Here is a 16,185-nt window from a genome sequence, read left to right on the forward strand (position 1 = left end):
TTTAGGTATTTAAAGTGAGTATTATCTTCTTATAAAATTATCTAATTCTTTATCAAAAACGTATTCAATAACGCCTTCGTGACGTCTCTTGAATCTCATTGAACTTCCCGCTGCCGGTGATGCATAAAAACGTCTTGAAGCTACACGCCAATTTCTTGCCTCTTCAAGATGCAACATCAGGTGGCTCCATGCACCCATATTCCTAGGCTCTTCCTGTGCCCACACTACCTCTTCTGCATTGCTATACTTAGCAATCACTTCTTTAATTTTTTCGGTAGGCAATGGAAATAATTGCTCCAACCTTACCAAAGCAACATCTTTTCTACCCTTTTGTTCACGAGCTTCGAGGAGGTCATAATAAAACTTCCCTGTACAGAAAACCAAAGACTTCACATCTTTCGAATTTACCTCAGCATCATCTATAACAGTCTGAAAACTTCCGTTAACCAGTTCCTCAACTGAAGAAACCGCTTTAGGGTGTCTCAACAAACTCTTAGGAGTAAACACTATTAGAGGTTTCCTGTATTTGGATTTCATTTGTCTTCTTAACAAGTGAAAAAAGTTTGCAGGAGTGGTACAATCAGCCACGAACATATTGTCTTTAGCACACAGTTGCAGGTAACGCTCCATGCGCGCTGAAGAGTGTTCAGCACCTTGCCCCTCATAGCCATGCGGCAACAACATCACAAAACCATTTTGGGTTTTCCATTTATCTTCTGCAGCAGAAATATACTGATCGATCATGATTTGAGCACCATTGCTAAAATCACCGAATTGTGCTTCCCAAATGGTTAAGGTATCAGGGCTTGCCATTGCATACCCATAATCGAATCCTACAACCCCATACTCAGAAAGCAAAGAGTTATATATATAAAAATCACCATTCTGATTATCTCCAAGATTGTTCAATAACACAACCTCTTCTTCAGATTCTTCAACTTTTACCACCGCATGTCGATGAGAGAAGGTACCTCTTTCAACATCCTGGCCGCTTATACGAACATCAAATCCTTCCTGAAGTAAACTTCCATAGGCCAATAATTCTCCCATTGCCCAGTCTAGCTTATCAGTCTCAAAGAACATTTTGTTTCGCTCCCCGATAAGTCTTACAATTTTCCTCAGGAATTTTTTATCCTCCGGAAGGTTGGTAATGGTCTCAGCTATTTCTGTTAGCTTTTCTTTTGTAAAGGTTGTATCAACCTCTTTTATCATTTCATCTTCTCGAACTAACGAAAAACCTTCCCATTCATCTTGCATAAATGGTTTAATAATTGTTTTTTCTTCCTTACGAGAATCTTCGAATTGTTGTTCAAGAGATGCCTTGTACTCTGCCTCCAGTTTTTTTACATAACTGTCGTCAATAATCCCTTCGGCTTTAAGCTTTTCGGCATATATATCTCTCGCACTTTTATGTTTAGAAATCGCCTTGTACAGTTTAGGCTGGGTAAATCTTGGCTCATCACCTTCATTATGTCCATATTTCCTATACCCCAGCAAATCGATAAATACATCTCTACCAAATTGCATTCTGAAATCAAGGGCAAACATAACGGCGTGAACTACCGCCTCGGCATCATCGGCATTAACATGTAATACAGGTGACAAAGTAACTTTTGCCACATCGGTACAATAGGTCGAAGAACGCCCATCGATATAGTTGGTTGTAAAACCAATTTGATTATTTACTACAATATGAATCGTACCCCCGGTTTTGTATCCGTCAAGCAAAGCCATTTGTACAATTTCATAAGCCAAACCTTGTCCGGCAATAGCGGCATCACCATGAATTACAATAGGCAGGACTTTTGAAGTATCATTTTGGTAATACTTATCTTGCTTTGCTCTTGTGATCCCCTGCACCAAAGCTCCTACCGTTTCGAGGTGAGAAGGGTTCGGTACAATATTCATTTTTATATTCTTACCATTCTTGGTGTATCGGTCACTTGTCCACCCTAAATGATACTTTACGTCTCCATCAAAAATATCCTGTTCATAATCTTTGCCATCAAATTCGCTAAAGATATCATTCGCAGGTTTTTCAAAAATATTTGCTAAAACATTCAATCGGCCTCTATGAGCCATCCCCAAGACGAACTGCTCCACTCCGGCATCGGCTGCTCTTTCCACAATATTATCAAGCGCAGGAATTAACGACTCATTTCCTTCGACAGAAAATCTTTTTTGACCTACGTACTTGGTATTCAAAAAGCCTTCAAAAGACAACGCTTCATTAAGCTTTCTTAGGATATGCTTTTTCGTATCCGGGGCAAAAGAAGCATGATTATCATTTTTATTCAGCCAATTCTGAATCCATTGATTTCTTTCCGGGTTTCTAACATACATGTATTCCACCCCGATGGCATCACAATATATAGACTCCAGATGTTTTACAACTTCTCTTAGTGAAGCTGGTCCGATTCCAATAATTTCACCTGCATTGAAAACCGTATCCAAATCTTCTTTCAGCAGCCCAAAGTTTTCTATATCAAGTGTCGGGTAATATTTTCTTCTATCCCTAACCGGATTGGTCTTGGTAAAGAGGTGGCCTCGACTCCTGTATGCATCTATTAATCGTACTACTTGAAATTCTTTATGAAGGCGTTGTGGCACCTCCATTTTTTCTCCTGTGGCAGGCACTTCAACCGTCACCATTTCTCCTTCGGAAAAACTACTAGCAGGCTCTGCGTTTTCCAGTCCAAAATCGAACCCTTGAAAGAAGGCTCGCCAACTAGGCTCAACACTATCAGGGTTAATTAAATATTGGTCATATAAATCCGCAAAAAAAGCGGTGTGCGCCGCATTTAAAAAGGAATATTTATCCATGTTATAATCTAACTGTCTCTTTTTGACAAAAATTTGTACAAAAGTACAATATTCTCAATTAATGCATATATGTTTTATGATTAATTAAGATAAATTTATTCGATTGTTGCATAGATAAAAATTCTTTTCTGAAATTGTTAAAACATTCACTTCTGAACTCTGTTCCAACAAATGTTCTTTTTACTAATTAACACTAATTCTGAAAAAACATGAAATTGTAAAAAGGATATATTTATCCGAAATATGACATTTATCATTATTTGCCTCCAAAAGCCCTCTTACATTTGACTAAAATTATTTTAAACCAATTCAGCAATGAAACACATCATTAAAATCTCACTTCTGGCACTCATTTTCTTAATAACGAGTTGCGGAGGTGAAAGCAAGAAGGAAAAAGAGGGTTTTTCATACGAGCAAAAAACCGAAAAGAAGGCTGCACCTCAGGCAACTGCTAAAAAAGAAACAAAAACACCGGCATCACAACGCGTTGATTTAGACAATAAAGGTATTGGACCTGTAAAATCAGTAACCATTTCTGAACAAATAAATACTGAAATGGCATCTAAAGGGGAAGCCCTATATAAACAATACTGTATGGCCTGCCATAAACCGGACAAAAAATTCATCGGACCTGCTCCTAAAGGAATATTAGACAGAAGATCTCCTGAATGGATCATGAACATGATCTTAAATCCTGAGCAAATGGTAAAGGAGGACCCCTTAGCCAAAGATCTTCTCGTGGAGTTCAATGGTTCACCTATGGCTAATCAGAACCTCACCGAAGAACAAGCAAGAGCCGTTTTAGAATATTTCAGAACCATTAAATAATAAGCTCATGAAAAAATCAATAAAAACCATTCTTTGCCTGAGCATTGGGATTACCATGTTCACGGGATGCAAACAGAACACGCAGGCACCAAGCAATAGTGCGTTGGCCTCCGATGTAGCCTCAAAGGTTTATGTTGCCCCTGGTGAGTACGACGAATTTTATGCTTTTGTATCGGGAGGATTTAGCGGACAAATGTCTGTATACGGCATTCCATCCGGGCGACTATTAAAGGTTATTCCGGTATTCTCTCAAGATGCAGAAAAAGGGTACGGTTATAACGAAGAAACCAAACCGATGCTGAACACCTCTTTTGGATTTATTCCATGGGATGATGCTCACCACCCTGAACTATCGCAAACTGCTGGTGAGACCGACGGACGCTGGGTTTTCATTAACGGTAACAACACTCCCCGTATTGCAAGAATCGACCTCACTACTTTTGAAACTGCTGAGATCATAGAAATACCGAACAGTGGAGGAAACCACAGTTCTCCATTCACTACCGAAAACACGGAATATGTAGTAGCAGGGACACGCTTCGCAGTACCCTACCCTCAAAAAGATATGTCCATAAAAGAATATAAAGGTAATTTCAAAGGCGCATTAACCTTTATTGACGTAGAAGAAGAAACGGGTCATATGGAGGTTGCTTTTCAGGTATTGATGCCCGGTTTCAACTACGATTTAGCACATTCCGGGAAAGGAAAATCACATGGTTGGACTTTTTTCACCACCTATAATACGGAGGAGAGTAACACACTTATGGAGGTGGGTGCCTCCCAAAACGACAAAGATTATATTGCGGCCATCAACTGGAAGAAGGCCGAAGAATATATTGAGCAAGGAAAGTTCAAAACAATACCGGCTCAATATGCCCACAATGTTTATGACGAAAAAACACATATTGCAACTTCTGAGATGAAGAAAGAAGTACGTGTATTGGATCCGGCTGAATGCCCTGGCCTGGTATACTTCTTACCTACACCTAAATCACCACACGGGGTTGATGTCGATCCGACTGGTGAATACATTGTAGGTAACGGAAAACTTTCAGCAGATTTAACCGTGCACTCATTTTCTAAAGTGTTAGCAGCCATTGAAAACAATAGTTTTGACGGCGAAGCCTACGGTATTCCAATTTTAAAAATGGATGAGATCGTTGCAGGCGTAGTAGAACAGGCAGGCTTAGGTCCGCTTCATACGGAATTTGATGGAAAAGGAAACGCGTATACCACCTTCTTCATCTCTTCAGAAGTTGTTAAATGGAATGTTGGCTCCTGGGAAGTTGCCGACAGGGCTCCAACCTATTATTCTGTCGGACATTTAATGATTCCCGGAGGTGATTCCAAAAAACCAGAAGGAAAGTACCTTGTTGCCCTTAACAAAATCACAAAGGACCGGTACCTACCTACAGGGCCTGAGCTGAATCATTCTGCTCAACTCTATGACATTTCAGGCGACAAGATGGAGCTATTACTCGATTTCCCTACCATAGGTGAGCCTCATTACGCCCAAGGAATTTCAGCGAGCAAAGTAATGAACAAATCTAAAAAATACTACCCTATCAATGAGAACGCACACCCTCATGCGACCAAGAGTGAGAGTGATGTTAAGGTGGTTCGCGAAGGCAATGTCGTACGTATATACATGACTGCAATTCGAAGTCACCTGAACCCGGATAATATTGAAGGTATCAAAGTTGGCGATAAGGTATATGTTCATTTAACTAATCTTGAACAAGACTGGGATGTACCTCATGGCTTTTCAATAATGGGTGCCCAAAATGCAGAACTTCTGGTTATGCCAGGACAAACTGAAACCCTTTACTGGGAACCAAAGCAGGAAGGAGTATACCCGTTTTACTGTACCGACTTTTGCTCTGCTTTACATCAAGAAATGCAAGGATATATAAGAGTTTCACCCGCTAACGCAAATGTACCTTTAAAATGGTCCATGGGTGATGATTAGTAATTAGTGGTTTCCTGTTGTTCTGAGGCAGGCCTCGCCTGCCTCTTAACTTCCAAAAAAATGAAAAAATGAAAAAGTTCGATAACATACTAATGCTACTGGCAGCACTCCTACTCTTATTGCTGTTTGTTTTCCCTATTTGGCAGATAACCCTTATCGCTCCTCAATATCCAGATGGTATATCATTATATATCTGGATTAATCAAATAACTGGTGACAGCCCTTCAACCTTGCAAAACATCAATATTCTAAACCATTATGTAGGGATGAAGTTTATAGAACCGGATGCCATTCCCGAACTCAGTTACTTCCCCTATATCATCGGAGGAATGAGTATAGCAGGCATCGTTATTGCCATCTGGGGAAAGCGAATTTTATATCTTATATGGTCCTCTGTACTTGGAATTCTAGGATTGTTAGGAATTTATGACTTTTACCTTTGGGAATATGATTATGGGCACAACCTTAGTCCTGAAGCACCTATCAAAGTACCAGGAATGGCTTATCAACCTCCTTTATTCGGCGAAAAATATTTATTGAATTTTTTAGCTAAATCATATCCTGAACTGGGCACTTATTTTATGTTTATCGCCATCCTTTTAGCTTTCACAGCTTTCTTCATTGGGCGAAGACGCAACAAAAAAATTAAGGCAGGGATTAAAGCAACACAGTTGGCAGCTATTTTAACACTACCTCTGACTATAGTTTCTTGCGAAATAAAACAGGCTCCGATTAATTATGGCTCTGATGCTTGTCATTATTGTAAAATGACCATTGTAGATCCACAACATGCAGCTGAACTGGTAAACAACAACGGAAAAGTTTTTAAGTATGATGCTATTGAATGCATGGTCAACTTCCTGCAAAATAATTCGACATCAGATTACACCTTATTCTTAGTGAATGATTACCAAAACCCCAAAAAACTGATCGACGCTAAAAACGCCAATTATGTAATTAGTCCAGCCATTAGCAGTCCGATGGGAGCAAACCTATCAGCTTTCAGTGAGCGTACTGAAATGGACAAGATCATTAAAGACGCGGGAGGAACGTATTACACCTGGGAGCAATTAAAGAATTATTTCAAAAACCAATAAACCTCATCGGGACATGAATCACCATACAATCATATCCTTGTTCGCGCTAATCTTTTTTTCTGTTGGAAATGGACAAACCATTAACGTTTGTAAAGATTGTCCTATTTCAGATTTAGCAATAGCCATAGAGCTGGCACAAAACAATGACACGATTGTAGTTTCAAATGATATTACCACCAATAAGCCTATTAGGATCAACAAAAACCTTACCCTCATAGGCAATGAATATCCAATAATGGACGGGATGAACGAACACGAAATTCTCACTGTTCAAACAGACTCTTTTACCATTAAAGGCTTTAAATTTCAGAATGTAGGACAGAGTTTCACCAAAGACCATGCAGCCATCAGACTAATAAAGTCTAAAAAATTCAAAATCGAAAGCAATCAATTCGAAAATGTATATTACGGCATCTTCCTTGAAAAATGCAGCAAAGGCCTTATCAAAAACAACATTATAAAAGGGAATGCCACGGTTGAATATAAATCAGGAAATGGCATTCACCTATGGCATTGTAACAACATTACCATAGACAACAATAAAGTATCGAACGTGAGGGATGGAATTTATTTTGAATTTGTAGATCACAGCAACGTAATTAACAATTCCAGTCATGACAATTTACGATATGGACTCCATTTTATGTTTTCAAACGAAGACCGCTATGAAAACAACATCTTTGAACGAAACGGAGCTGGGGTGGCGGTTATGTTTTCCAAAAAAATATCGATGCACGAAAATAAATTTCTCAAAAACTGGGGCACTGCTTCCTACGGTCTTTTATTAAAAGAAATATACGATGCTGAAATCACTCGAAACACCTTTGAAAAAAACACTATTGGTATTAATGCAGAGGGCTCAAACAGAATTGAGTATCTCGGTAACAACTTTATAGAAAACGGTTGGGCAGTAAAAATTCTCGGTGCTTGTTTTGACAATAACTTTACTAAAAACAACTTTCTCAACAACACCTTTGATGTTGCTTATAGCGGAAGATTGAACAACAATTCTTTTGAGAACAATTATTGGAGTGAGTATTCGGGTTACGATTTGGATAAAAACGGAATTGGCGATGTTCCACATCGACCCGTCAAGCTTTTTTCTTATATCGTAAATCAATCACCTGAAAGTATCATACTGTTAAGAAGTTTAATGATCGACGTGCTAAATTTTTCTGAAAAAGTTTCTCCAATTTTCACACCCACCGATCTATACGACAGCAAACCATTAATGAAAAAAGCCTTATGATCACGATTGAAAAATTACATAAGAAATTTGGCAGTTTAGAAGTTCTAAAAGGCATAGATCTGCAGATTAAAAGCGGTGGTGTATTTGCCATCCTAGGGCCGAACGGCTCGGGAAAAACCACCCTTATTAAAAGCATGCTGGGAATGGTAATTCCCAATAGTGGAGACATTTGGATTCAGGGAGAAAACATTAAGAAACAGTGGCGCTATCGGCATCAGGTGAGTTATTTACCCCAAATCGCTCATTTTCCAAAAAACCTAAAGGTTGCTGAACTCCTTAAAATGATCAAAAACCTTAAAAACAAACCTTGTGACGAAACCTCTTTGGTAGCTACTTTTAATCTGGCTCCATTTTTAAACAAAAACCTTGGTGACCTTTCGGGAGGTACCAAGCAAAAGGTAAATGCGGTCTTAACATTTATGGTCGACAATCCGATTATTATTATGGATGAGCCTACTTCCGGCCTCGACCCGGTATCTGTACTTGAACTTAAAAAAATCATTCTGGCGGAACGCGCCAAGGGAAAAACCATCATTATTTCTTCTCATATACTAAGTTTTATAGAAGAAATTTCGGATGAAATAGTATTTCTGCTGGACGGTAATATTTATTTCAAGGGGTCTGTGAGTAAACTCAAGGAAAACACTAATAAGTCTAATTTTGAGGAAGCAATTGCCTCTATTTTAACCACTAGTTATGCTTAAAATAATACGATATAGTTTTTTCGATCTGATAAGAAGCAGCTGGAGCTATGTTTACCTCCTGTTTTACCTTGCTCTCGGATTTGTACTGCTGTTTTTAAATAATGATATTTCCAAATCTGTTATTACCCTTATGAACATCATTATTGTTCTTACACCTCTTATTGCTACTGTATTTGGAATAATGTATTATTACGACTCCAGAGAATTTATAGAACTCCTCCTGGCACAGCCCATTAAAAGAACGAATATCTTTTTGGGTCAATATCTGGGTATTACTATTTCATTAAGCATGAGTTTAATTATAGGATTAGGGATTCCTTTTACCTTCTATGGCCTTCTCAATTCAGCAGCGATTTGGAATTTCAGCATGTTATTGATAACTGGTGTGTTTTTAAACTTTATTTTCGTAGCCTTAGCATATAATATTGCGCTCTACAATAACAATAAAATTAAGGGATTCAGCTATGTAATCTTACTTTGGTTATTCATGGCAGTCATTTACGACGGTATCTTCTTAATATCATTATTCATATTTAAAGACTATCCCTTAGATAATTTCTCTTTGGCAGCCACCATGTTTAACCCGATTGACCTTTCGAGAATTTTGATTCTACTAAAACTAGACATCTCAGCATTAATGGGGTATACCGGGGCTATCTTTAAAGATTTTTTTGGAACGATGCAAGGAGTGATCATTTCTCTATTAACCCTTGGAATCTGGATCATTATCCCCACCTTAAACATTTACCGAAAAGCTATAAAAAAAGACTTTTAAAATGGTTTCAACCATGCAATTAAAAACACCAAACTCACCACTACTTTCAATTAAGTAGAGTGGTTCATCTTTTTCATTTTTTGTTTTTTAGTTTTTAGCGTACTTGCCTTATTTCCATTCTGGAAATAAGGCAAGTTCTTTTTACTATCGTCCCACATTTTCAGAAGCCATCGTACCATCGTCTTTTTCACGATACATCCCTCCTTGTTAACTTTTATGATATAACAATGTTGGATTTTCTCAATTTTGTTTCGTAATTTGCTGATAGATCATCAAATATAACGTTAACACACCATTTCTAAGTCTATATAATGAGACGGAGATTTTTTTCTTTTTTATTATGAAAACCATCAAACTTTTAACATTGTTAGCTTTTTTATTTCTACTCTCAACACCTGCCAAGGCTCAGGTTCGTTATAATTCAGGTCAACAGGATTTTTGGCAAAATGTTAGGTTTGGCGGGGGTTTAGGTTTAGGATTCGGTAATGGATGGTTTAGTGGCACCCTGGCACCGAGTGCCATTTACCAGGTAAACAGTCAATTTGCTACCGGTTTAGGATTAAACTTTAGTTACGCAGATCAAAAAGACGTGTACACAGCAACCATTTTAGGCGGTAGCGTTATAGGTTTATACAATCCAATTCCGGAGATCCAGGTATCCGGTGAATTTGAAGAGCTTCACGTGAACAGAAAATTTGAATATATCGGAGACAATGTTCGCGATCAATACTGGGTACCCGCTTTATTCTTCGGATTGGGATACAGCACCAGGAATGTTACTTTTGGAATTAAGTACGATGTTTTACACGATGAAGACAAAAGTTTTTACGCCGATGCTTTTATCCCCTTCGTAAGGGTTTATTTCTAGGCGCTTAATATTTATTTTTATACCACACCTTTTGCCATTCTCGTTTTAGAATCAAATAGGTTATTTGCTCTGAAAGCAACAGCGTATCTGAACCATCGAGTTTCTTCACCTGTTGCTCCGACACATCAACTATATATAAAAGATTAAGGTAATCCGAAAACCGCTCATTGATTAGCTTATAAACAAACTCATGCAGTGTTTGTTTCAGGGTAGTTGAATCGATGTTTTTTTCAAATTCCACTTCTGTATTGGCAAGCACCAAATCTTTATTTAACTGAATTATCAGCTTTTCATACAAATGCTCCTTTTGTGCATTTGAAAGCAATGACTCACTATTTGCTATTTCTTCGGTCATGAATCAATCTTTATAAATCTTTCCGTCTTTCATTACAAAAACAACATTTTCCAGGGTTTTTACATTCTGGGTCGGATCTTCATCAACTGCTATAATATCTGCATAAAAACCCTTTTTCAACTGTCCGATCTTCATTTCTTCTCCCAACAATTTTGCCGCAACTACGGTGGCCGACTGAATCGCCTCCATTACGGGCATCCCTACCTCGGTCATATAGGCAAATTCCTTCCCATTCTCCCCATGCGGAAAAACCCCGGCATCGGTACCAAAAACAATCGGCACTCCTTTTTTATAAGCCTTCGCAAAAGTCCCTTGTATTTGCGGGCCTACCTCTCTTGCCTTGGGAGCAACAATTTCAGGATAAAACCCTTCCACTTCCGCTTTCTCAGCCACATACTTTCCTGCTGTAATAGTTGGTACCAGGTAGGCATCATATTCCTTCATCAGTTCCATGGTTTCTTCACTCATAAAAGTCCCATGCTCTATAGTTTTCACTCCCCCTTTAACAGCTCGTTGCATCCCCTCATCACCATGTGCATGTGCTGCTACCAACATCCCATAATCCTTAGCTGTTTCGGTTATTGCTTTCACCTCATCTATAAAGAATTGCGGATTTCTTCCACTTTTAGCCACGCTTAAAACTCCTCCGGTGGCTGTTATTTTTATCACATCGGCGCCGTTCTTATATCTTTGACGCACTGCTTTACGTGCATCTTTGGGAGAATTAACAACACCTTCTTTGGGCCCCGGGTCTCCGATGAGTTCTTTTTTACTTCCATTTGTCGGGTCTGCATGCCCTCCTGTAGTAGCGATGGCTTTACCTGCAGTAAAAATGCGCGGACCATCCACTAAACCTTTGTTAACAGCGTTACGAAGGGCAATATTTACACCTGATCCTCCAAGATCTCTAACCGTTGTAAAACCAGCCAGTAATGTTCTTTTTGCGTAAACTGCACTTTCAAAAGCGATATCTGCATCATTATATGTATAGCGTGCCATATATCGTTTAGGATTGGTTTCCCCCTCCAAATGCACATGCATATCCACCAATCCTGGTAAAACCGTTTTATCTTTTAAATCGACAATTATTTCATTAGATATTGGATCCAGGTAACCATCTTCAATAGCTTTTATCTGATCTCCGGAAACAACAATCGTTTTATTCACATACACCTTTCCTTTTTCGGTGTCTACCATTTTACCACAGTGTAAAAGCATATCTTGTCCGAAAACGACGGTTGAAACAATCGCAAACAGCAGGGTAGTAATATATTTCATGTTTAAAAGATTAAAGATTGGTATACCATAAAGGTATTATTTTTTCCGAATCTTTTGCTCCCATTTCCATGCAGAGGCCATGGCATCATCAAGTGTTGACACCGCCTTCCAACCTAACTCTTCGTTAGCCTTTGTCGTGTCGGCGTAAGCTTCGATAACATCTCCGGGTCTCCTTGGGGCTATTTTGTAATTAAGTTTCTGTCCGGAAACACGCTCAAAACTTTCGATTACCTCCATGACGGAACTCCCCTTACCTGTTCCCACATTAAACACTTCGTAGTTAGCTTTGTTAGCACCTTTTAATAATCTCTGCAAGGCCACAACATGCGCTTTAGCAAGGTCTACCACATGTATGTAATCGCGGATACAAGTACCATCGGGAGTTGGATAATCATCTCCAAAAACTGACAACTCCTGTCGTAAACCCATACCTGTCTGGGTAATGAATGGAACTAAGTTTTGAGGAACTCCAATTGGCAACTCCCCTATTTCAGCTGACGGGTGCGCTCCGATCGGGTTAAAATATCTTAAGGAAATAGCATTTAACTCATTGTATACTTTACAGGTATCACCAATGATTTCTTCCCCTATTTGCTTGGTATTACCGTACGGGGATTCCGCAGGCTTTACAGGTGCATTTTCAGTGATTGGAAGTTGATCTGCCTGACCGTACACGGTACAGGATGAACTAAAGATAAAATTTGCATTCCCTTTTTTCGAAAGCTCCTGAAGCAAATACACTAAGGTGTTAATGTTGTTTTCATAGTACAATAGCGGCTTTTCGACACTCTCTCCCACTGCTTTGGAAGCGGCAAAATGAATCACCCCATCAATATCCTGATGTTCTTCGAAGAACGCCTGTACTTTTAATTTATCGCGAAGGTCTAATTTTTCAAATTCTGGAGCTTTTTTTGTGATGCTGGTAATCCCGTCTAAAACTTCAATAGACGCATTTGATAAATTATCGATAATTACTACATCGAAGCCTGCATTTTGTAATTCTACAACGGTATGCGAACCTATAAACCCAAGTCCACCTGTTACTAATATTTTCAATGTTTCCGGTATTTATGACTAATTATTTGAATTCAAAAGTACAGAAAATTGCAGGGAGTCATTATAACACCCCACCTGTTCTTCCTATAACCTGTATTGTTTTTTGAACCACAAGAACTTTTAGTATCAAAAATAAAATGTAAGGAGATCACCTTCAGATAAAAAGGCCATCTTATTAACCTAAGACTACCCTAACCCAAATCATAGTCAGGGCAGACCTTATATATTTAGCGATTTACAAATTCAATAACTTTGGAAGTTATAAAATCAATTTGATCGTCATCCAGTTCTGTATGCATAGGTAAAGAGATAACCTCTTTTACCAATTGATTTGTTGTTTTAAATTCGGATTCATTATAACGATTATCCGAATAGGCCTTTTGCAGGTGTAGTGGTATTGGATAATATACTCCGCAAGGAATCCCATTTTCATTCAGGTACTTCACCAAATCATCACGTTTTCCGTTGGTAATTCGCAAGGTATACTGATGAAATACATGTTCCTCCTTTTTGTCTGAGAAAGAAGGAGTGATAACGTGCTCACATTCCTTAAGAGCTTCGGTATATTTTTTTGCTGCTAAATAACGTGCCTCATTATAAGCATCCAGATTTGGCAATTTTGCTCCCAGAACGGCTGCCTGAATACTGTCCAATCTAGAGTTAACTCCAACCACATCGTGATGATAGCGTTCGTACATTCCATGGTTTACTACACCTCTAAGGGTATGAGCGAGTTTGTCATCATTGGTGAATATCGCTCCTCCATCCCCATAACACCCAAGGTTCTTGGATGGAAAAAAAGACGTAGCTGCAACATGACCTATGGTTCCTGCTTTTTTCTGAGTACCATCTTCAAAGGTATAACTAGCACCAATTGCCTGCGCATTATCCTCTATCACAAAAAGATTATGTTTTTCAGCCAGCTTCATTATCGCCTCCATGTTGGCACATTGGCCAAATAAATGTACGGGAACGATGGCTTTAGTCTTCGGAGTGATGGCTTTTTCAATAGCCTCAATTGAAATATTAAAATCTTCTTCATTAACATCTACCAAAACAGGCGTAAGATTAAGAAGGGCTATAACCTCCACAGTGGCTGCAAACGTAAAATCGGCTGTAATGACTTCATCGCCGGGCTTCAAACCTAACCCCATCATTGCAATCTGTAAAGCATCGGTTCCATTAGCACATGGAATAACATGTTTAACATCTAAATATGATTCGAGATCTTTTTGGAATTGATGCACATACGGTCCGTTTATAAACGCACTGGTTTCTAAAACTTCATCTATAGAATTCTTTACGGTATCTTTAATCGCCTCGTATTGACCTTTCAGGTCAACCATTTGAATTTTCTTCATCCACTTAATTAGTTATATGAAACAATATTACAAAATTAAGGAACTGCAGCCAATGAATTTACCTAAAGAGATGTATTTTAGCAGCAAACTAACAAATGGTGTTTTTTATCTATAACATTTTAGTAATTATAACGGGAGGTTTACTACACATAGTTGCCTTATTCAATAAAAAAATAAAGCTATTCATCACCGGTAGAAAAGATGTTTTCAGGCATTTAAAAAGCAATATACATCCGTCCGATAAGGTGGTCTGGTTCCACACCGCTTCTTTAGGTGAATTTGAACAGGGCCTTCCGGTAATAGAGGAGGTTAGAAAACGATTACCTGACTATAAAATCCTGGTTACCTTCTTTTCTCCATCAGGATACGAGGTTAAAAAAAATACTGATGCAGCTGACATTGTAACCTATTTACCTCTGGACACCCGTTCTAATGCAGGTAAATTTATTGATATCGTTGATCCTGAATTGGTGATTTTTGTAAAGTATGAATTCTGGCCTAACTACCTTTCTGAATTAAAAAAACGAAAGATTAAAACATTGCTTATTTCAGCTATCTTCAGGGAAGATCAAGCCTTTTTCAAATGGTATGGAGGTTTTATGCGGTCTTCATTATCCACCTTTGATCATTTTTTCGTTCAGGACACCAACTCGAAAAAACTTTTGGAGGGTATTGATTACACCAACGCTACGGTTAGTGGCGATACAAGGTTTGACAGGGTTTCGGAAATTTTAAACAGAGACAACTCCCTCCCTTTCATTGAAACATTTAAAAGCAATGAACTTTGTATTGTCGCGGGAAGCACCTGGCCTGAAGACCATGAGCTACTGGCATCATTCATTAACAATGACACATCTAACACGAAATACATTATTGCCCCGCATAACATTAAAAACAAGGAGATCGAAAAGCTACAAGCTAACATTCTAAAAAAAACAGTCTTATTCTCTAAAAAAGATGATCAACATCTGGAGGAATACCAGGTTTTCATTATTGACACGATTGGCATATTAACCAAAATTTACAGTTATGCAGACATTGCTTATGTAGGCGGAGGCATGGGCACCACTGGACTGCACAACACTTTAGAACCGGCTGTATTCGGAATACCTGTAATTATTGGTAAAAACTATCAAAAATTCAAAGAAGCAGTTGATTTGATAGCCAATGGAGGTATCACCTCTATTAAATCTCAAGAGGAATTCAATAATATTCTTAAAATTTTAATAGAAAAAAACACCGTTAGGTTAGAGAAAGGTAAACTTAACGCTAAGTACATCGAAAAAAAGAGGGGCTCTAAAGACCTGATATGCAAATACATTGGCGAAAACCCCTCAAAAAACACCTCCTACTAAAAAAATGTTAAAAAACATTTTGAAGCTACTAAAAAAAATTGCACTTTCGCACTTTAGTTAATAAACTGATAAAACTCAAAACAAATCATGAAGAAGTCTATTTTAAACATCGCTCTTATCTTAGCACTTGGTACCTCACTAGTTGCTTGTAAAGACACTAAGAAAGCTGAAGAAGCTGCACAAGACAGCATCGAAGCTGTAGAAGAAAAAACTGAAGAGGCTGCTGAGGCTGTTAAAGAAGTAACTGAAGACGCTAAAGAAGCTGTAGAAGAGGCTGTTGATACTCTTGAAGAGGCTGCTGAGGAAGCTAAAGAAGCTACTGAAGAAGCTGCTAAAGATGCTAAAGAAGCTGTAGAAAACGCTGGAGAATAAATTTTCCTGCTTATACAACATTAAAGCCTTTCTCTTAAAACAGAAAGGCTTTTTTTATTTTAATTCCTTTTTGGTATCATAATTGTTTAACAAAC

General features: G+C 38.4%; 14 protein-coding genes. 9 read left to right on the top strand and 5 right to left on the bottom strand.

Annotated elements, in window-relative coordinates; translation table 11 throughout:
- Positions 1–21 precede the first annotated feature (21 nt).
- Positions 22–2,823 (bottom strand): 2-oxoglutarate dehydrogenase E1 component, encoded by a 2,802-nt coding sequence (locus tag P278_RS11625; protein WP_038266910.1) that lies wholly within the window; start codon positions 2,821–2,823, stop codon positions 22–24.
- Between the two features lie 315 nt (positions 2,824–3,138).
- Here P278_RS11625 and P278_RS11630 point away from each other — a divergent pair, with 315 nt between their 5' ends.
- The 7 genes from P278_RS11630 (at position 3,139) to P278_RS11660 (ending at position 10,313) form a co-directional block, all read left to right on the top strand.
- Positions 3,139–3,651: a c-type cytochrome gene (locus tag P278_RS11630; RefSeq protein ID WP_038266912.1), complete on the top strand. Its 513-nt coding sequence runs from the start codon at positions 3,139–3,141 to the stop codon at positions 3,649–3,651.
- A gap of 55 nt (positions 3,652–3,706) precedes the next feature.
- Complete coding sequence (gene nosZ, locus P278_RS11635) at positions 3,707–5,620, top strand: Sec-dependent nitrous-oxide reductase (protein WP_394331296.1); 1,914 nt, start codon at positions 3,707–3,709, stop codon at positions 5,618–5,620.
- A gap of 68 nt (positions 5,621–5,688) precedes the next feature.
- Positions 5,689–6,717 (top strand): nitrous oxide reductase accessory protein NosL, encoded by a 1,029-nt coding sequence (locus P278_RS16865; RefSeq protein ID WP_161808359.1) that lies wholly within the window; start codon positions 5,689–5,691, stop codon positions 6,715–6,717.
- Between the two features lie 13 nt (positions 6,718–6,730).
- Positions 6,731–7,966 carry a nitrous oxide reductase family maturation protein NosD gene (nosD, locus tag P278_RS11645; protein ID WP_038266919.1) on the top strand — a complete coding sequence of 412 codons (1,236 nt, stop codon included), beginning with the start codon at positions 6,731–6,733 and terminating at the stop codon, positions 7,964–7,966.
- Positions 7,963–8,670 carry an ABC transporter ATP-binding protein gene (locus P278_RS11650; protein ID WP_038266922.1) on the top strand — a complete coding sequence of 236 codons (708 nt, stop codon included), beginning with the start codon at positions 7,963–7,965 and terminating at the stop codon, positions 8,668–8,670. Before nosD ends, P278_RS11650 begins: the two co-directional genes overlap by 4 nt.
- Entirely contained in the window at positions 8,663–9,445 is a 783-nt protein-coding gene (locus P278_RS11655) for an ABC transporter permease (RefSeq protein ID WP_038266925.1), read from the top strand. Before P278_RS11650 ends, P278_RS11655 begins: the two co-directional genes overlap by 8 nt.
- A 340-nt stretch (positions 9,446–9,785) precedes the next feature.
- On the top strand, positions 9,786–10,313 hold the full coding sequence (locus tag P278_RS11660) for an alpha-ketoglutarate decarboxylase (RefSeq protein WP_038266927.1): 528 nt from the start codon (positions 9,786–9,788) through the stop codon (positions 10,311–10,313).
- A gap of 4 nt (positions 10,314–10,317) precedes the next feature.
- On the opposite strand, the gene P278_RS11665 is transcribed toward P278_RS11660, so the two are convergent.
- From P278_RS11665 to P278_RS11680, 4 genes are all read right to left on the bottom strand, one after another.
- Positions 10,318–10,668, bottom strand: a complete 351-nt coding sequence (locus P278_RS11665; protein WP_038266929.1) for a hypothetical protein — start codon at positions 10,666–10,668, stop codon at positions 10,318–10,320.
- Between the two features lie 3 nt (positions 10,669–10,671).
- Positions 10,672–11,946: a metal-dependent hydrolase family protein gene (locus tag P278_RS11670; RefSeq protein WP_038266933.1), complete on the bottom strand. Its 1,275-nt coding sequence runs from the start codon at positions 11,944–11,946 to the stop codon at positions 10,672–10,674.
- A 36-nt stretch (positions 11,947–11,982) separates the two neighbouring features.
- Positions 11,983–13,002, bottom strand: a complete 1,020-nt coding sequence (gene galE, locus P278_RS11675) for a UDP-glucose 4-epimerase GalE (RefSeq protein ID WP_038266936.1) — start codon at positions 13,000–13,002, stop codon at positions 11,983–11,985.
- A 227-nt stretch (positions 13,003–13,229) separates the two neighbouring features.
- Positions 13,230–14,363 (bottom strand): DegT/DnrJ/EryC1/StrS family aminotransferase, encoded by a 1,134-nt coding sequence (locus P278_RS11680; RefSeq protein WP_038266939.1) that lies wholly within the window; start codon positions 14,361–14,363, stop codon positions 13,230–13,232.
- A gap of 95 nt (positions 14,364–14,458) precedes the next feature.
- On the opposite strand from P278_RS11680, the gene P278_RS11685 reads away from it, so the two are divergent.
- Entirely contained in the window at positions 14,459–15,718 is a 1,260-nt protein-coding gene (locus P278_RS11685) for a 3-deoxy-D-manno-octulosonic acid transferase (protein WP_316930418.1), read from the top strand.
- Between the two features lie 87 nt (positions 15,719–15,805).
- Positions 15,806–16,090, top strand: a complete 285-nt coding sequence (locus P278_RS11690; RefSeq protein ID WP_038266942.1) for a hypothetical protein — start codon at positions 15,806–15,808, stop codon at positions 16,088–16,090.
- The last annotated feature ends 95 nt before the right edge of the window (positions 16,091–16,185 follow it).

Source organism: Zhouia amylolytica AD3 (assembly GCF_000511935.2).
Lineage (GTDB): Bacteria > Bacteroidota > Bacteroidia > Flavobacteriales > Flavobacteriaceae > Zhouia > Zhouia amylolytica.